Source organism: Novosphingobium sp. G106 (genome assembly GCF_019075875.1).
Lineage (GTDB): Bacteria > Pseudomonadota > Alphaproteobacteria > Sphingomonadales > Sphingomonadaceae > Novosphingobium.
Window position 1 is genome coordinate 1,500,801 of sequence record NZ_JAHOOZ010000001.1, and the last position, 14,946, is coordinate 1,515,746.

The 14,946-nt window shown below is 66.1% G+C and carries 14 protein-coding genes and 3 riboswitches; of the genes, 5 read left to right on the forward strand and 9 right to left on the reverse strand.

The annotated features are described in order from the left end of the window. Window positions 1-10: 10 nt before the first annotated feature. A riboswitch (cobalamin riboswitch) is annotated at window positions 11-204 on the reverse strand. A gap of 89 nt (window positions 205-293) precedes the next feature. Continuing rightward, window positions 294-1,181: an ABC transporter substrate-binding protein gene (locus KRR38_RS07150; RefSeq protein ID WP_217400010.1), complete on the forward strand. Its 888-nt coding sequence runs from the start codon at window positions 294-296 to the stop codon at window positions 1,179-1,181. Here KRR38_RS07150 and bluB read toward each other — a convergent pair. From bluB to KRR38_RS07185, 7 genes are all read right to left on the reverse strand, one after another. Continuing rightward, window positions 1,168-1,797 carry a 5,6-dimethylbenzimidazole synthase gene (gene bluB, locus KRR38_RS07155; protein ID WP_254514675.1) on the reverse strand — a complete coding sequence of 210 codons (630 nt, stop codon included), beginning with the start codon at window positions 1,795-1,797 and terminating at the stop codon, window positions 1,168-1,170. The genes KRR38_RS07150 and bluB overlap by 14 nt on opposite strands. Further along, complete coding sequence (gene cobO, locus KRR38_RS07160; protein ID WP_217400013.1) at window positions 1,794-2,402, reverse strand: cob(I)yrinic acid a,c-diamide adenosyltransferase; 609 nt, start codon at window positions 2,400-2,402, stop codon at window positions 1,794-1,796. The genes bluB and cobO overlap by 4 nt, the downstream gene beginning before the upstream one ends. A 2-nt stretch (window positions 2,403-2,404) precedes the next feature. Then, on the reverse strand, window positions 2,405-6,136 hold the full coding sequence (gene cobN, locus KRR38_RS07165; protein WP_217400015.1) for a cobaltochelatase subunit CobN: 3,732 nt from the start codon (window positions 6,134-6,136) through the stop codon (window positions 2,405-2,407). Next, window positions 6,136-7,170, reverse strand: coding sequence for a cobalamin biosynthesis protein CobW (gene cobW / locus KRR38_RS07170; protein WP_217400018.1), 1,035 nt, complete (start codon window positions 7,168-7,170; stop codon window positions 6,136-6,138). Before cobW ends, cobN begins: the two co-directional genes overlap by 1 nt. Further along, a complete protein-coding gene (locus tag KRR38_RS07175) occupies window positions 7,167-8,612 on the reverse strand; it encodes a PepSY domain-containing protein (RefSeq protein ID WP_217400021.1) in 1,446 nt (481 codons plus the stop codon). Before KRR38_RS07175 ends, cobW begins: the two co-directional genes overlap by 4 nt. 28 nt (window positions 8,613-8,640) lie before the next feature. Next, entirely contained in the window at window positions 8,641-10,830 is a 2,190-nt protein-coding gene (locus KRR38_RS07180; protein WP_217400023.1) for a TonB-dependent siderophore receptor, read from the reverse strand. Window positions 10,831-11,007: 177 nt separating this feature from the next. Beyond that, a riboswitch (cobalamin riboswitch) is annotated at window positions 11,008-11,266 on the reverse strand. Between the two features lie 67 nt (window positions 11,267-11,333). After that, window positions 11,334-11,897, reverse strand: coding sequence for a histidine phosphatase family protein (locus tag KRR38_RS07185; RefSeq protein WP_217407145.1), 564 nt, complete (start codon window positions 11,895-11,897; stop codon window positions 11,334-11,336). A gap of 35 nt (window positions 11,898-11,932) precedes the next feature. After that, window positions 11,933-12,061: riboswitch (cobalamin riboswitch) on the forward strand. Window positions 12,062-12,094: 33 nt separating this feature from the next. On the opposite strand from KRR38_RS07185, the gene KRR38_RS07190 reads away from it, so the two are divergent. From KRR38_RS07190 to KRR38_RS07200, 3 genes are all read left to right on the forward strand, one after another. Then, window positions 12,095-12,319: a CbtB-domain containing protein gene (locus KRR38_RS07190; protein ID WP_217400026.1), complete on the forward strand. Its 225-nt coding sequence runs from the start codon at window positions 12,095-12,097 to the stop codon at window positions 12,317-12,319. A 16-nt stretch (window positions 12,320-12,335) separates the two neighbouring features. Continuing rightward, window positions 12,336-13,079: a CbtA family protein gene (locus tag KRR38_RS07195; RefSeq protein ID WP_217400029.1), complete on the forward strand. Its 744-nt coding sequence runs from the start codon at window positions 12,336-12,338 to the stop codon at window positions 13,077-13,079. Window positions 13,080-13,196: 117 nt separating this feature from the next. Further along, a complete protein-coding gene (locus KRR38_RS07200) occupies window positions 13,197-13,394 on the forward strand; it encodes a hypothetical protein (protein ID WP_217400046.1) in 198 nt (65 codons plus the stop codon). Window positions 13,395-13,452: 58 nt separating this feature from the next. On the opposite strand, the gene KRR38_RS07205 is transcribed toward KRR38_RS07200, so the two are convergent. Then, window positions 13,453-13,842 carry a hypothetical protein gene (locus tag KRR38_RS07205; RefSeq protein ID WP_217400049.1) on the reverse strand — a complete coding sequence of 130 codons (390 nt, stop codon included), beginning with the start codon at window positions 13,840-13,842 and terminating at the stop codon, window positions 13,453-13,455. 94 nt (window positions 13,843-13,936) lie between these two features. Between KRR38_RS07205 and KRR38_RS07210 the strand changes: the two genes are divergently transcribed. Then, a complete protein-coding gene (locus KRR38_RS07210; RefSeq protein ID WP_217400051.1) occupies window positions 13,937-14,605 on the forward strand; it encodes an alpha/beta hydrolase in 669 nt (222 codons plus the stop codon). 96 nt (window positions 14,606-14,701) lie between these two features. Here KRR38_RS07210 and KRR38_RS07215 read toward each other — a convergent pair whose 3' ends face one another. Then, window positions 14,702-14,932 carry a lipoyl domain-containing protein gene (locus tag KRR38_RS07215; protein WP_217400053.1) on the reverse strand — a complete coding sequence of 77 codons (231 nt, stop codon included), beginning with the start codon at window positions 14,930-14,932 and terminating at the stop codon, window positions 14,702-14,704. Between the last annotated feature and the right edge of the window lie 14 nt (window positions 14,933-14,946).

Consider the following 14,946-nt stretch of genomic DNA (forward strand, 5'->3'; position numbering starts at 1 on the left):
CCTGTCCGCGCGAAGGACGACCGCGACGGGCAGGTCTCCTGGCTCGCGGGTCAATGCCGGTTCGCGCCGCCTTCTCAGGACCGTGAGATCCCAATGGCATGTGGCGCGATGGCTCGCCGCTTACAGTTGCAGGGGCAGCCGGGGTCTTGAACCCCGTTCCCTTTTCATCCCCGTCTCCGGGGAACCTGTCGCAGCCGCGCCCCTAGTCGACGTGCTGAACTGCGTCAATGCGGGGCGGGTGATCGTCCGGCCGCCATCTTGTTTCGCTGAAGGCGCAAGGTAAGGAGGCGACCATGGCCGTTCCCCACCTCCTCCGCCGCACCGGACTGCTGGCGTCGCTGACCGCCCTGGCGATGGCCGGCGCGGCGAGCTGGGCCTCGTCCGGGACGGTGCAGCGACAGCCGGCCAACGCGCGACCGCAGCGAATCGTCTCGCTCAATCTCTGCGCCGACCAGCTGCTGCTCGCGCTGGCCGACCGCAACCAGATCGCCGGGCTCACGCGCAATGCCAACAAGCCCGAGATGTCCGCCGTGGCGGCCAGGACCGGCGGCCTGCGCATTCTCGGCACCTCGGCCGAGGAAATCCTCGCGATCCGGCCGGATCTGGTGCTCGGCATGCCCGCCAGGCGCAGCGCCGCGATCGCGGTGCTGAAGGACCAGCACTATCGCATGATCGACCTCAAGAGCGCCGATACGCTGGACGACATCTTCGCCGCGATCCGCACGACTGCCGCTGCGGTCGGTCATCCCGAGCGCGGCGAGGCGATGATCGCGCAGATGCAGCGCGACCTCGCCGTCATCCCCAAGGTCGGCCGCGGCAAGGTCGCCGCCTATTACCAGCGGCGCGGCTATCTGACCGGCACCGGTACCTTGGTCGACGACCTGATGACGCGCCTGGGTTTCGTCAACCTGGCGGCCAAGCTCGACAAGTCGCCGCTGTCGCAGATGTCGCTCGAGGAGATGGTGGCGTCCCGGCCCGACTACCTCATCGTCGAGAGCGCAACCGAGCGCGTCAGCGACCAGGGCACCGAAATGCTCCACCACCCGGCGCTGAACGGAATTCCGCGGCTCAGCATTCCGCAGGCGTGGACCGTCTGCGGCGGCCCCGCCTACGTCCAGGCGGCGCGCAGCCTCGCACAGCAGCTAGAGCGGCACCGGGGCGGGCGCATCACCGCTCGCTGACGTGGACGCGCCAGTCCTGCCGCGCCTGCCAGCCCCGGCGCTCCAGTTCGGGGACCTCATGCTGCGCCACCGGATAGCCCACGCATAGCAGCGCGATGAAATGCCAGTTCGCCGGCGCGCCGAGCAGTTCGGCAACGAAACCGGGTTCGAGGATCGACACCCAGCCCAGGCCGATGCCGCGGCTCTGCGCAGTCAGCCACATCGTGTGGATCGCGAGCACGGTCGAATAGCGCAGGGCCTCGGGCATCGTCGCGATTCCCAGCGCGTGCCCCTCGTCGGGGCTTTCATCGGAGAACACTGCGACGATCTCGGGTGCCTCGCGCAGGCCATGAAGCTTGAGCGAGGCATAGAGCGCACCGCGCTCGCCCGTTCCGTAACGCGCGCCGGCCTGCTGCGCCGCCGCATCGACATGATCGGCCAGAGCGGTGCGCAAGGCCGGCGTCCGGACGCGCAGGAAGCGCCAGGGCTGCGCATTGCCGACCGACGGCGCGAGCTGGGCGCAAGCGAACAAGTGCTCCATTTCGGTTTCGGGCACCGGATCGGTACGAAAATGGCGAACGTCGCGGCGCCAGCGCAGCAGTGCTTCCAGATGGGCGCCGGGCTGCTCCTGGGTCAAAACTCGATGCCAGGCTGCGCCTTGACCCCCTGCTCGCGGAACGGGTGCTTGATCAGGGTCATCTCGGTGACAAGATCGGCCGCGTCGATCAGTGCCTGCGGCGCATTGCGCCCTGTGACGACGACGTGGGTCATCTCGGGCTTGGCCGCGAGCACTTCGAGCACTTCGTCGAGAGGCAGATAGTCGTAGCGCAGAACGATGTTGAGCTCGTCGGCCAGGACCATGTGATAGCTCGGATCGGCGATCATCCGCTTGACCTCTTCCCAGGCGATGCGCGCCAGGGCGATGTCGCGCGCGCGGTCCTGGGTGTTCCAGGTGAAGCCTTCGCCCATCGGCTCGAACTCGATCTGGTTCGGGAAGGCATCGAATACCACCTTCTCGCCCGTGGTCATCGCGCCTTTGACGAACTGGACCACGCCGACCTTCTTGCCGTGGCCGATCGCGCGCACGACCATGCCGAGTGCGGCCGTGGTCTTGCCCTTGCCCTTGCCCGTGTTGACGATCAGCAGGCCCTTCTCGATCGTCTTGCCCGCCATGATCCGGTCGTGCGCGGCCTGCTTCTTCTTCATCTTCTCGGCGTGCTGTTCGTCGGTGCGTTCGGCCATGGTCATTCTCCGGCTAGGTCTGCGAGCAAAGCGCCCGCGCTGTTCGATCTGGGTTTCCACAGGCCGCGCTCGAGCGCCTCGGCGAGGCGGGCAGCGGTCTCGCGCAGCGCGGCCGGGTTCACCTCGGCCATGAAGGCGCGGACTTTCTCGTCCTCGATGAAGGCGGCGTGGACGGCGTCGAAATGATGATCGCGCACGGCGTGGGTCGTCGCGGCGAAAGCGAAGAGATAGTCGACCGAGGCGGCGATCTCGAAGGCGCCCTTGTAGCCGTGGCGCATGACGCCGGCGATCCATTTGGGATTGGTTACGCGGGCGCGGACGACGCGGCCGATCTCGTCCTCCAGCGTGCGGATCACCGGACGTTCCGGGCGGCTATGATCGTTGTGATAGGCGCGCGGCCGCTTGCCCGACAGATGCTCGACCGCCGAAGCGATACCGCCTTCGAACTGGTAGTAGTCGTCGCTGTCGAGCAGGTCGTGCTCGCGGTTGTCCTGGTTCTGCACGACGGCATCGGACTGGATCAGCCGCTCGGCGAAGAGACCGCGCTCGGCGTCTCCTTCGACGCCCGAGCCGTAAGCGTAGGAGCCCCAGTCGAGATAGACGTTCGCCAGATCGGCGCGGTCCTGCCAGATCTTCTCATCGATCATCGCCTGGAGGCCTGCACCATAGGCCCCCGGTTTCGACCCGAACACGCGGTAGCCGGCACGGAGAGCGGCGGATTTAGCATCGCTGCCTTCCGCGATCAGTCGTTCCGCTTCGGCGCGGTGACGGGCCGCGGCGGGATTGTCTTCCTCAGGTTCCTCCAGTGCCATGACCGCGCGCGCGGCGGAATCGAGCAGGTCGATCTGTTCGGGAAAGGCATCGCGGAAGAAGCCCGACACCCGGAAGGTCACGTCGACGCGCGGGCGGCCGAGCTCGACGACTTTCATCACCTCGAAGCCGATCACCCGGCCCGACGTCCAGTCCCAGCGCGGGCGAACGCCCATCAGCGCCAGGGCCTGGGCAATGTCGTCGCCGCCCGTGCGCATGTTGGCCGTGCCCCAGGCGGAGAGCGCCATGGCCTTGGGATATTCGCCCTCGGTCTGGAGGTAGTCGTCGACCAACAACTGCGCCGAGCGTTGGCCGAGCTCCCAAGCGGTCGCGGTCGGCACCGAGCGGGTATCGACCGAATAGAAGTTGCGCCCCGTCGGGAGGACGTCGGGCCGCCCGCGCGTCGGGGCGCCGGAAGGACCCGGGGCGATGAAGCGCCCGGCGAGGCCGCACAGCAGGGCCGTGCGTTCGGCCCGCCCGCAGGCATCGACGCGGGGGGCGAGGTCATTGGCGATCGATGAAAGAACGGCGGCCGTCCTCTCCCCCACTTCGTCTCCGGGATGAGGGAGCGAGGAGACGAGGTTTGTAGCAAGCAATTCAAGCCGTTCGATCGTGTCGCCTACCGACCGCCACGGATCGGTCGTCACCGCATCGAGGAGAGTCGGGCGCGGTCCCGTCCACGCATCGCCCATCCGGCAATCGAGCGGATCGAAGCCCAGCGCGAGATCGTCCGCTATCGCTCGCAGCAGCGAGGCCTGGCCCGGCGTTTCATACCCACGTGGCGTGCGCGACAAGGCGATGAGCAGGTCGGTTCGCAGCCGGCCTTCGGGCGAGCTGGTGAACACATGCAGCCCATCGCGGATCTGCATTTCCTTGAGCTCGCACAGGTAGTTGTCGAGCGCCGCCAGTGCATCGTCGCCGTCCCCCACCGCACCGGCATCGGCATCGAGGCCCTGGCTGCGCGCGAGGTTCAGAATCTCGCCCTTGAGGTGGTTGATCCGCCGCGGGTCCATGCCGGCGGCGAGGTAGTATTCGTCGACCAGCGCTTCCAGCGCCTTGAGCGGCCCATAGCTTTCGGCGCGGGTCAGCGGCGGGGTCAGGTGATCGATGATCGCCGCGCCGATCCGCCGCTTGGCCTGGGTCCCTTCGCCCGGATCGTTGACGATGAAGGGATAGAGCTGCGGCACCGCGCCGGCGCAGATCTCGGGAAAGCAGGTCTCCGACAGCGCCAGCGCCTTGCCCGGCAGCCATTCGAGATTGCCGTGCTTGCCGACATGGACGACGGCATGGGCTGCGAAATGGTGGTTCAGCCAGACGTGGAACGCCAGATAGGCATGCGGCGGCACGAGCGCCGGATCGTGATACGTCGTCTTGGGATCGACATTGTACCCCCGCGCCGGCTGCACCGCGACGGCGACGTTGCCGAAGCGATGGACCGCGAGCTGGAACGCGCCATCGCGGACGAACGGATCGGCCTCGGGCTCGCCCCATTGCGCCAGAACGGCATTGCGGGCCTCCTGCGGCATCTCGGCGAAGGCTGCGCGGTAATCGCCCAGCGACAGAGCGACCTCACCGGGCCGTGCCACGGAATCGAGCGCATTGGTCACACCGCCAAGCATTATCCGCATCAGCGCAGCGCCGTCCCACGGTGCATCGCCGACAAAATAGCCCTCGTCGCGCAGCGCGGCGAGAATGGCGGCGGCGCTGGCGGGCGTGTCGAGGCCGACGCCGTTGCCGACCCGGCCGTCGCGGTTGGGGTAGTTGGCGAGCACCAGCGCGACGCGGCGCTCGGCCGGTGCAGCCTTGCGCAAACGCGCCCAGTTCGCCGCTAGACCCGCGACGAAAGCGACACGGTCCGGCGCGACCCTTGGCACAACGATGCCGCATTCGGTCAGCGCATCGAACCGCTCGGCGGCCTTGAACGCGACGGCGCGGGTGAACAGCCTTCCGTCGACTTCGGGCAGCGCGACGTTCATCGCCAGGTCGCGCGGGCCGAGCCCGCGAGGGCTGTCCTGCCAGGCGTCCTGTTCGATCCCGGCGAAGACCGTCTGAAGGATCGGGCAGTCGGCGTCTTCGAGTACGGAACCGATCCGGTCCTCGCCCGGCGACGAGGCCGCGAAGGAGGTCGCGTTGAGGATGACGTCGGGCCGGATCTCGCCGATGACCCCGCGCAGCCAGTCGATGGCGAAAGGCTCGCGCAGCGCGCGGACATAAACGGCGGCGACATTGAGCCCGCGTTCGGCCAGCGCAGCGACCAGCGCATCCACGGCGTCGAGCGTGCCCGCCACCATCAGCGCGCGATAGAAGCAGACCAGCGCGACCGGCCGCCCCTCTATCCAGTGCCCGCGCAGATCGGCGAGCGTTGGCCGTTCGGTGCCCGGCAGGTAGAGCCCGGCATCGACCACCGGCACCGGATCGTCGGGCTCGCCGATGTCCCGGCCGATCAGCCGCGCAGCGTGGCGCAGGAAGGCACCGGCATTGGCGATCCCGCCTTGCCGCAGATAATCGCGCAGGCGTTCGCGGATATCCTGCGGGACGGTCGAGGCTGCATCGAGCGCGGGATCGGGCTCGCGGCCGTCGGCAATCGCGGCAAAGGCGATGCCTTTCTCGCGCGAGACGCGGGCGATCTCGTCAACGCCGTAGGGCCAGTAGCTCTTGCCGCCGAGCAGCACGACGCAGACGAAGCGGGCCTGGGCGATCACCTTCTCGACGTAGAGATCGACCGAATAGGGATGCTTGAGCTGGAGCAGGTTGACCAGCCGGATCGACGGCGCGCCCTCACCCAAGGTCGCCGCCGCCTTGGCGAAGCAGACGAGTTCGCTGTCCGCCACGGTCAGGAACACGATGTCGCCCGGCGACTGGGCAAGGTCGATCGCCTCGTCGCCGTTCGAAACCGTACCGGGTGTGGCGGCCAGCAGATGCATCAACCGAGCACCGCGCCCAGCGCCGTCCCGATCGCCGCCTGGTCGAGCCCCTGCTGGCCTATCACCACGAGCTGCGATTGCTGCACCTCGCCTGGCGCCCAGGCGCGGTCGTAGTAGTGCTGGATCCGTGGGCCTACCGCCTGGATCACCAGCCGCGCCGGACGACCTGCCACCGCGACCATGCCCTTCATGCGCAGCACGTCATGCTCGGCGATCAGCGCCGACATTGCGGCAAGCAGCGGTGCCACGTTGCCGACTGCGCCGCCCTTGACCACGAAGCTGTCGAAATCGTCGTGATCGTGATCGGGATCGGCGTCGTGATGCGACGGGCGCGCTTCGAGATCGTCCTCGGCGCCGGCGAACAGGCCCAGCAGCACGGCGGCATCGACGGCGCCATGATCGGCCCGCACAATCTTCACCCCGCCGCGGGTGTCGCCGGCGATATCGGCCTCGATCTTCGTCAGCGTCTCGCCATCGACGAGGTCGGACTTGTTGAGAATGACGAGATCGGCGCAGGCGAGCTGGTCCTCGTAGAGTTCCTCCAGCGGGCTGTCGTGATCGAGCGAGGGATCGGCCGCGCGCGCCAGGGCCAGCGCCGCCTCGTCGGTGGCGAAGCGGCCCGCGGCGACGGCATCGGCATCGATCAGCGCGACCACGCCGTCGACCGTCGCGCGGGTGCGGATGTCGGGCCACTGGAACGCTTTGACCAGCGGCTTGGGCAGCGCGAGGCCAGAGGTCTCGATGATGATGTGCTCGGGCGGATTGGGCCGGTCGAGCAGCTTCATCATCGTCGGCAGGAAATCGTCGGCCACCGTGCAGCAGATGCAGCCGTTGGCCAGCTCGACGATGTCGTCCTCGGGACAAGCTTCGTCGTTGCAGCCGCGCAGCAGTTCACCGTCGACCCCGACATCGCCGAACTCGTTGACGATCAGCGCCAGCCGCCGGCCCTTGGCGTTCTGCAGCAGATGCCGGATCAGCGTGGTCTTGCCCGCCCCCAGGAAGCCGGTGATCACAGTCGTCGGAACCTTGCTCATGTCTTTACTCCTGTTCGAATTCTGTCGGTGTGTCGCGATTTTCCGTCACGGAGCAGGCGTTTCCAGCCAAGCCAGACGCCGCTTATCGAGGTGACGAGGCCAAGCAGTGACAGGCTCCACAGCACGACGTCCCAGAGCGGGCGCCGCTGCGTCAGCGCATTGAGGTCCCACTTGTGCAGCAGGTCGAACAGCCAGCGATAGGTGCGGCCTTTCGCGTCGATCGTGCCCAGCACTTCGCCGGTATCGGGCGCGATATGGACCCAGGTCGCCGCAGGATCGCCGAACCGTATCCGCGTGACGGGAAGGCGCGGCAGGGAACCGGCTTCGTACCAGTAGGCGTCGGGCGCAGTCAGATGGTCGATGCCGAGGATCGGAGCATGAGGAACCAGCCGCGCGGCGACTTGCTCGATTCGGCCCTGCGGCATGCGGAAAGGTTGAAACGTCCGTCCGTTGAGAACCCGTTGCTTGCCTGAAGCCCGCGAAACCAGCAGCAACGGCTGCCCCACAGCGGAGATGGCTTCGACGCGCACGGCCCCTGCCGCTTTCAGTCCGTCGACAGTCGGTGGCACGGCATCCCCGGCATAGTCACGCAGCGCCGCGTCAGAAATGCCGTCGCTGCGAAACAGGCGTCCCGGATCGACCGACAGCCAACCGCTGAATATCCAGGCGATCAAGGCCAGGCCGCCGACCAGCCCGGCGACATGATGCCAGAGCATCCAGCCGTGATAGGGCGTCACGCGGCCGCCCTTGAAGCGGCGGCGCCCCAGGCGGGTGCGCAGGATGCCGATCCACAGACCGGTCACGCCGGCCGCGATGCAGGGCCCCGAGACCCAGAGCACCACTTGCCGCCAGGCCTCGCCATTCTGGCGCAGCACCGTCGGATAGATCCAGTGAGGTACCGAACCCAACCAGTTCCACACGCGTTCGCTATGGCTGGTTTCCTGGACGACATCACCCGTGCTCGACGAGACATAGATCTCGCTTCCGACCGGATCGCCCAGCGAGGCTTTCCATAGAGGGCGATGCTTGTCGAACCCGCCCGCTACGGTCCACTGATCACGTTCGATCTGTTTGAGAGCGCTCACGTGTGCGCGGCCGAAGCCTTCCGCAACCCGACGCGCCATTGCCGCATCAACTGGCGCGATGGCCCGCCCGACCTCGGCCGAAATGGCGCTTGGCTTGCCCTCCCACGGCGTGATCCGCCAGACCGGGTGCCCGTCGCGCATCTCCAGCACTATCGAGCGGAGGCCGGCCTGCTGCGGCGCCGGCGCGGTCACCGCCGACCAATCGATCGGCTGTAGATGCGCGAGCCGCTCTGCCCGGGTCAGCGACGGATAGGGCACGTAGATCATGACCAGGCCCGACACGAACCAGATCGCGAACAGCAAGCAGCTGCCGATCCCGATCCAGCGATGGATCAGGTAGAGCCAGCGCCGGACCATACGGCCCGGCGCTGTTCTGGTATGAGCCTTAGAAGCGGGCACGCAGCGCCACGTCGAACGAACGCGGCCTCCCCAGGATCCACTGCTCGTCGTTGTAGGTCGTGACCGCGTAGGCCTTGTCGAACAGGTTGTAGACGCGGACGTCGATCGCGACGTTTTCGATCAGCGCATAGGACAGCGAGGCATCGACCACGGCATAGCCGGGCACCTTGAACAAGTTGGCATCGTCCGAATAGCGCTTGCCGACATAGCGCAGGCTGGCCCGTGCCTGGAGCTTTTCGATCGGATCCCAGCGCAGCGACAGGTTGCCCGCGATTTCGGCGATGCCGGCGGGTGTCTTGCCATTGTAGTTGAAGCCGCCGCTGATGAAGTCGTCGTACTTTGCATCGAGCACCGTGCCGTTCGCCTCGATCCCGAAGCCCTCGGGCAGATCGATCGCCACCGAGGCTTCGATACCCTTGGCCGAGCGCTGTCCGACCTGCTCGATCGGGCTCGTCAGGGTCTTCTGTGCCAGGAGGTTGTTCTTGACGATGCGGTAGGCCGCCAGCGTCGCCGAACCGCGCCCACCCAGGAAGCTGGCCTTGACGCCAAATTCGATCTGGTTGCCCGTCGCGTTGCTGAACGCGACCTGCCCGGTCGAATAGGTCGTCAGCGTGCCGAGCGGATCGACGCCGGTCGAATATTGGCCGTAGAGCGAGATGTTGGAAGTCGGCTGATAGATCGCGCCGACGCGCCAGGTCGTGTTGCTCAGCTTCTTGTCGAGCACCTGCGTTTCGCTGCTGATCGTGCTGCCGGTGTAGTTGAGAGTCCAGCGGCGGACACGGTCGTGTTCGTAACGGAGCCCGCCGACAAGCGAAATCTGGTCGTTCAGCTTCAGCCGATCCTCGGCGAAGAAGGCATATTCGTTGGTGCGCGTGCGGAAGCGCGGTGCGATGCCCTGGGTATCGAAGAACAGGCCCGGGTTGAAGTTGCGGGGGTTGACCTCGTCTTCCTGCAGGTCCGATCCGAAGTCGTTCGAATAGGTCAGCTTAACCAGATTCACGTCGAAGCCGGCAACCAGGGTGTTGCTGACCCCGTTACCGATAGGCGTCTCGAGCTTGATGCTTCCCTGATCCCCGATTTGGGTCTGGTCGTGATCGATGCCGAGATTGTCGGTGCGGTAGATCAGACCTGGCGTTCCCGGATCGGAATTGTAGCCGTTGGGACAGAAGCCGTCGGCGCCGATCCAGCAATAAGACTCCAGATCCTTGAACAGGCGCCGGCTCGTCAGGCGGTAGGCGGTGTTGGTGAAGGTCAGTGTGTCGCTCGGCGACCAATCGGCCGTGAGCGTAGTGCGGTTGTCACGGTAATGCAGGTCGGCGTCGGCAACGTTGTAATTGCGCTTGCGGATCGAGGTGTCGAGCTTGCCGTTGATCAGCGGCGTACCGAAATATTCCATCGGGCGCTGGTTGCCATAGTCGTCGCGCAGCGTGAGCGAGAAGCTGCCGCTGGGTGCAAAGCGGAGTGCACCGGACAGCGCGTAGCTTTCCGACTTGCCGCGCTCGACGTAGCCGTCCGCGCGGCGATAGGAGCCATCCACGCGGAACGAGAACAGGTCGCCCAGCGGACCACCCAGGCCAGCGCCCGCGCGGAAGCTGTTCTGCGAGCCATAGCCGACCTCGGCCTGGGCACGGAGGCGATCGGTGTTGGGCTGCCGCGTGACGACGTTGATCGCGCCTCCGAGCGCGCCCTGGCCGTAGAGTACCGAAGCCGGGCCGCTCAGCACTTCGATCCGGTCGGCCATCCAGGGGTCGGTCGGGAAAGTGATCGTGCCCGCCACCGGGAAAAGTCGGACGCCGTCGATCAGTTGCAGCACCGAACCCTGCCCGGCAAAGCCGCGCGCGGAAAGCGCGGTGCCACCGTTGCCCGGATTGGCAACGCTGACGATGCCCGGCGCGCGCGTCACCGCATCCTGGATGCTGAGATCGCCGCGCGCGCGCAGCGTCTCGCCGTCGACGATGGCGATTGAGGCCGGCGTCTCGAGCACCGAGAGGCCCAGCCGGCTGCCGGTGGACTGCGTGGTATCGAGCGCGGCCGTGCGCTGGCCGACGACGAGGATGCTGTCCGCGTCGCGATCCGCAGTATCGGCCGCGTCGTCGGCATGGGCCATCGCGGGTGCAATGCCGGCCAGAGTGCAAGCCAAAGCAATGCGGGAAATGCTGGAAAACGTATTCTTCATTCGGAGTTACCCCATCGGCGTCAGTCGACGTCGGGCGGGGGCGTGCCGTTCGCGAACGGTCGGCACGCGCAGCGGCCGGACGCCTGGGCGACCGTCGCACGTCTCCGATGCGGCCCCTGCCGCTCGTTCGTCGCTCAGACGGAGTACACCGTGCCGCGGCCATCCCCTGGACCAAGGCAAGAGCGACCAGACGCCGGCAGGTCTCCTGGCTCGCGGGTCATAGCTTGATGCACGGCCTTCCCAGGCCTCGCAGGAGTTAGCGTCCGGCCCAGTGGCTGGCGGCTCGGGGCTGTCTGCCCGGCCGCACATGTACATCGCGCTCGCCGCTTACAGTTGCAGGGACAGCCTCGGATTCGGAGGACAGGATTGCGCCTGCCGCCCTCACCGCGTTCCCATTTTAAGCCTCTTGCGAGGCACCGGCGCGATCATTGCCCACCGCGGTCGAACCGCTGCATGGACGGCGGCTGGTTAGACAGGTGCGGCGATCTGCGCAAGCCGTTTGGCTATCCGGCGGTCAGGCCCTGCAACCGCCAGCGGCGATTGAACGAGAGCGAAGTCTCGGAAAGCGGCGCGATATCGATGTTGAGCGTGGTCTCGAGCGGGCATCCCAGCGCATGGGCGATTGCCGCGCGGATCACCGCGGGATGGGTGATTGCCAGCACCGTGGCCTCGGTTTCGGCGATCCGGTCGAGCCACGGCCCGACCCGCGCTGCGACTGCCACAAGTGTTTCGCCGCGAGGAGCGCCAGATGCAGGCTCGGCCAGCCAGAGCGCTAGTCCGGTCGGATCGGAGCCTTGCAGTTCGATGAGGCTGTGGCCCGTCCAGTCGCCGTGGTCGCTATCGGCGAGAATCGTTTCGACCTCAGCCGCGACGCCCATCAACGAGGCCGTTTCGCGCGCTGCAGGGTCGGGCGCGACGAAGGCGATTGCCGGCACAGGACCGCCCAGAACCCGCGCAGCGGCCAAGCGTCGCCCTCCCTCGTCGAGCGGCTCGTCACGGCGCGGAAATGCCGCCGTCCGGCTCGCGGCGGTCGCGCCGCAGCATAGCAGTCTGAGGCGCGTGGCCAGGAAACACCTCCGCGGGAGATTGACGCCGCGGCTCGTTCGCTCCTATTCGGGAGGAAGCGAACCGGGGCAAAGAAGCCGGTGCAATTCCGGCACGGTCGCGCCACTGTTATCGACGATGCCTCCGGCAGTCGAGAGTCAGACCTTTCCCCGGATCATGTTCAACGACGGGCCGCGCTAGCCCGAGCGGAGTGATACCGATGGCGACTGCCGCCTATTTCGACGACACTTTCGTGCCCGTGGCCGGCACGACGACGATTCCGGTCGAGGAAATCCTGCCCTGGGCGGTGTTCGGCCTGCTGATCGCGACGATCTTCCTCTATTTCGTCAGCACCGAGCAAGGCGCCTTCTCCCTATTCGACGGCATGTACGTCCACGAATTCGTGCACGACGGCCGCCACCTGCTGGGCTTCCCCTGCCACTAACGGCGGAAGGCCTGACATGACCAAGGACCTGCTGTGGCGGGGCATGCTCGTTGGCGTGCTCGCGGCGTTGCTCTCCACCCTGTTCGCACGGACTTTCGCCGAGCCGCATGTGGACCGAGCCATCGCCTTCGAAGCGATGCACGCGGCCCATGATCCCGGGCATCATGCCGACGAAGGTCCTGAACTGGTCAGCCGCGATACCCAGAAGGGGGCCGGATTGCTGACGGCGATGGCACTTTATGGCGCTGCGGTCGGCGGCATCTTCGCGCTGGTCTTCGCCTACGGCTATGGCCGCTGGGCGCTGATCGGACCGCGCAGCTTCGCGCTACTGCTGGCGGCCGGAGCATTCCTGCTCATCGTCATCGTGCCCGCGCTCAAGTATCCGCCGACACCGCCCGCGGTCGGACAGCATGAAACGGTAGGCCTGCGCACTGCCGCCTATTTCGGCCTGATCGCACTTTCGATTGCCATGGCCGTGCTGGCGATGAAGATCAGACGCGTTGCCTGGGAGTACATGGATCCTTTCAACGCATCGCTGTGCGGAGCAGCGGCCTTCATCGTCGGCATTGCCTTGAGCCAACTGGCACTCCCCGTGATCGACGAGGTTCCCGCCGATTTCCCGGCCTCGCTCCTTTGGGCGTTTCGGATCGCATCGCTGGGCACTCAAGCCGTGCTTTGGGCCGCGATCGGCCTAGGCTTCGGAGCCCTGGCCGATCGGATCATTCGCGCGCAGTCGCACGGATCCCCGACAAAATCATAGCATTTAGTCCCCGTTACCTTTTTCGGATGGGGCTTTCACAGGCTAAGATCGCCGGTTAATCTTCTGGATCGAAAAAGCCTGTAAAAGCACCAGTTACATTCTGACGGGGGAATGGTCATGTCACTGCTCAAGGCGATCCTGCTGGGGGCCATCCTGACATTTGTCGTGTCCGGCACGATTTGGGCCGGCCAGTCGACTGGGGGCTTCCTCAACATTCACGAGTTCGCGGTTCAGGGCCACTACGTGGCCTGGTCCTGGCCGCTGTTCATCGCCGGAACGGGGCTGAGCTGGGGCATCATGCTGATGATGAAATAGCGCCGCCTGCGCCCGGAAGGCGCTGTTAGGGCGCGGATGACATCGAATCGCTGGCTCGTTAGACAGTCGCGGGCACCGGCTCCGGCAAAAGCTCGGGTTCAGTGCCAACGGCAACCGGTTCCTCGAGCCCTTCGGCTTCGGCGCGAAGCAGCTGCCAGTACCCGAGGATCGCCGCCGCCGAAAAGGTCACTACGCTCGCGAAGAACAGAATATCGTTCAGCACGGCAATCTCCTTGTCGGCCAGGCATGCACTTCGGAAAGAAGCTGCTTGGTTAAGACCCCGCCATGCCATGGAATCCGGAGCTCCATTTTTTGCTGCCCCGCGAAAATTTTCCTTGGTTAAGCGCCTGCTGCCGCCACGTTCCGATTTCACCGCCGATCCCGACGGCAGACACTCTCTATCGCAACCAAATTCATTCCGGCGCAGCAGGCCGTCCTTGCGACGCAATTCTATTGTCTATTAAAATGGTTGAATTATGTAGAGACCTGTCGGGACGTATTCCGAGTCGACCGGCCAGCCTGTCCTCTCAGGAGTTACGACCATGGCCTACCATGTTGAAAACACGCGAAAGCATGACGATCAGGAGCCCCTGATCCTGCTCATTCCCGGACTCAACGATAGCGGTCCGGACCATTGGCAGACCCACTGGGAACGCAAACGCGCCAATGTTCACCGCGTCGAGCTGGGCATGTGGGACGACCCGCACCGCAATACCTGGGTCAACAAGCTCAACCTCGCGATCCATCGTGCCGACCGGCCGGTCGTGCTCGTCGCGCATAGCCTGGGCTGCATGACCGTAGCCTGGTGGGCCGAATACGAACGGCCCGGTCCCGACACCAACGTCATCGGCGCCCTGCTTGTCGCCCCGCCCGACGTCGACCGTCCTGGCCTAGATCCGAGGCTTTCGCGCTTCTCCGCCTGCCCGCGCTCCGAGTTGCCCTTCCCCAGCGTCGTCGTGGCGAGCCAGGACGATTCCTATTGCAGCCAGCGCAGCGCGATCTCGCTGGCGCGCGACTGGGGCAGCCGTTTCGCCGATGCCGGCGCAGTCGGCCATATCAACGCCGACAGCGCTCTTGGCGACTGGCCGCTGGGCGAGCGACTGCTCGAGCAACTGATGCGCGGTCACGGCCCGCTGCCCCGGGAAATTCCGGTGGGCAATTTCGTTCCGGCGCGAGCGGAGTTCCCCATGGCGACTGCGCGGCGCCACTGACCTGAAGGCATCTGGAGAAACACTGAAGGCCGGGCCAGCATTCGCTGACCCGGCCTCAGTCATTTTTACAGCCGCCTTCGGCAGCCGCTTTTCGGATCAGACAATCTCGCCGATCTCCGTACCCACGTCATAGGTCTCACCGGCCGGCGCCTTGTGGACGAGCGTGCCCGAGGCGGGCGCCTCGATGTCACGCGCCGTCTTGTTGGTCTCCAGGACGTAGATCACGTCCCCTTCCTTCACGGTGGCGCCGTCTTCCACCTTCCACTCGGCAAGCGTGCCCTCGCTCATCGACATTTCGAGCTTGGGCAGGGTCAAAGTCGTCGACATCGGTTCACCTTCTG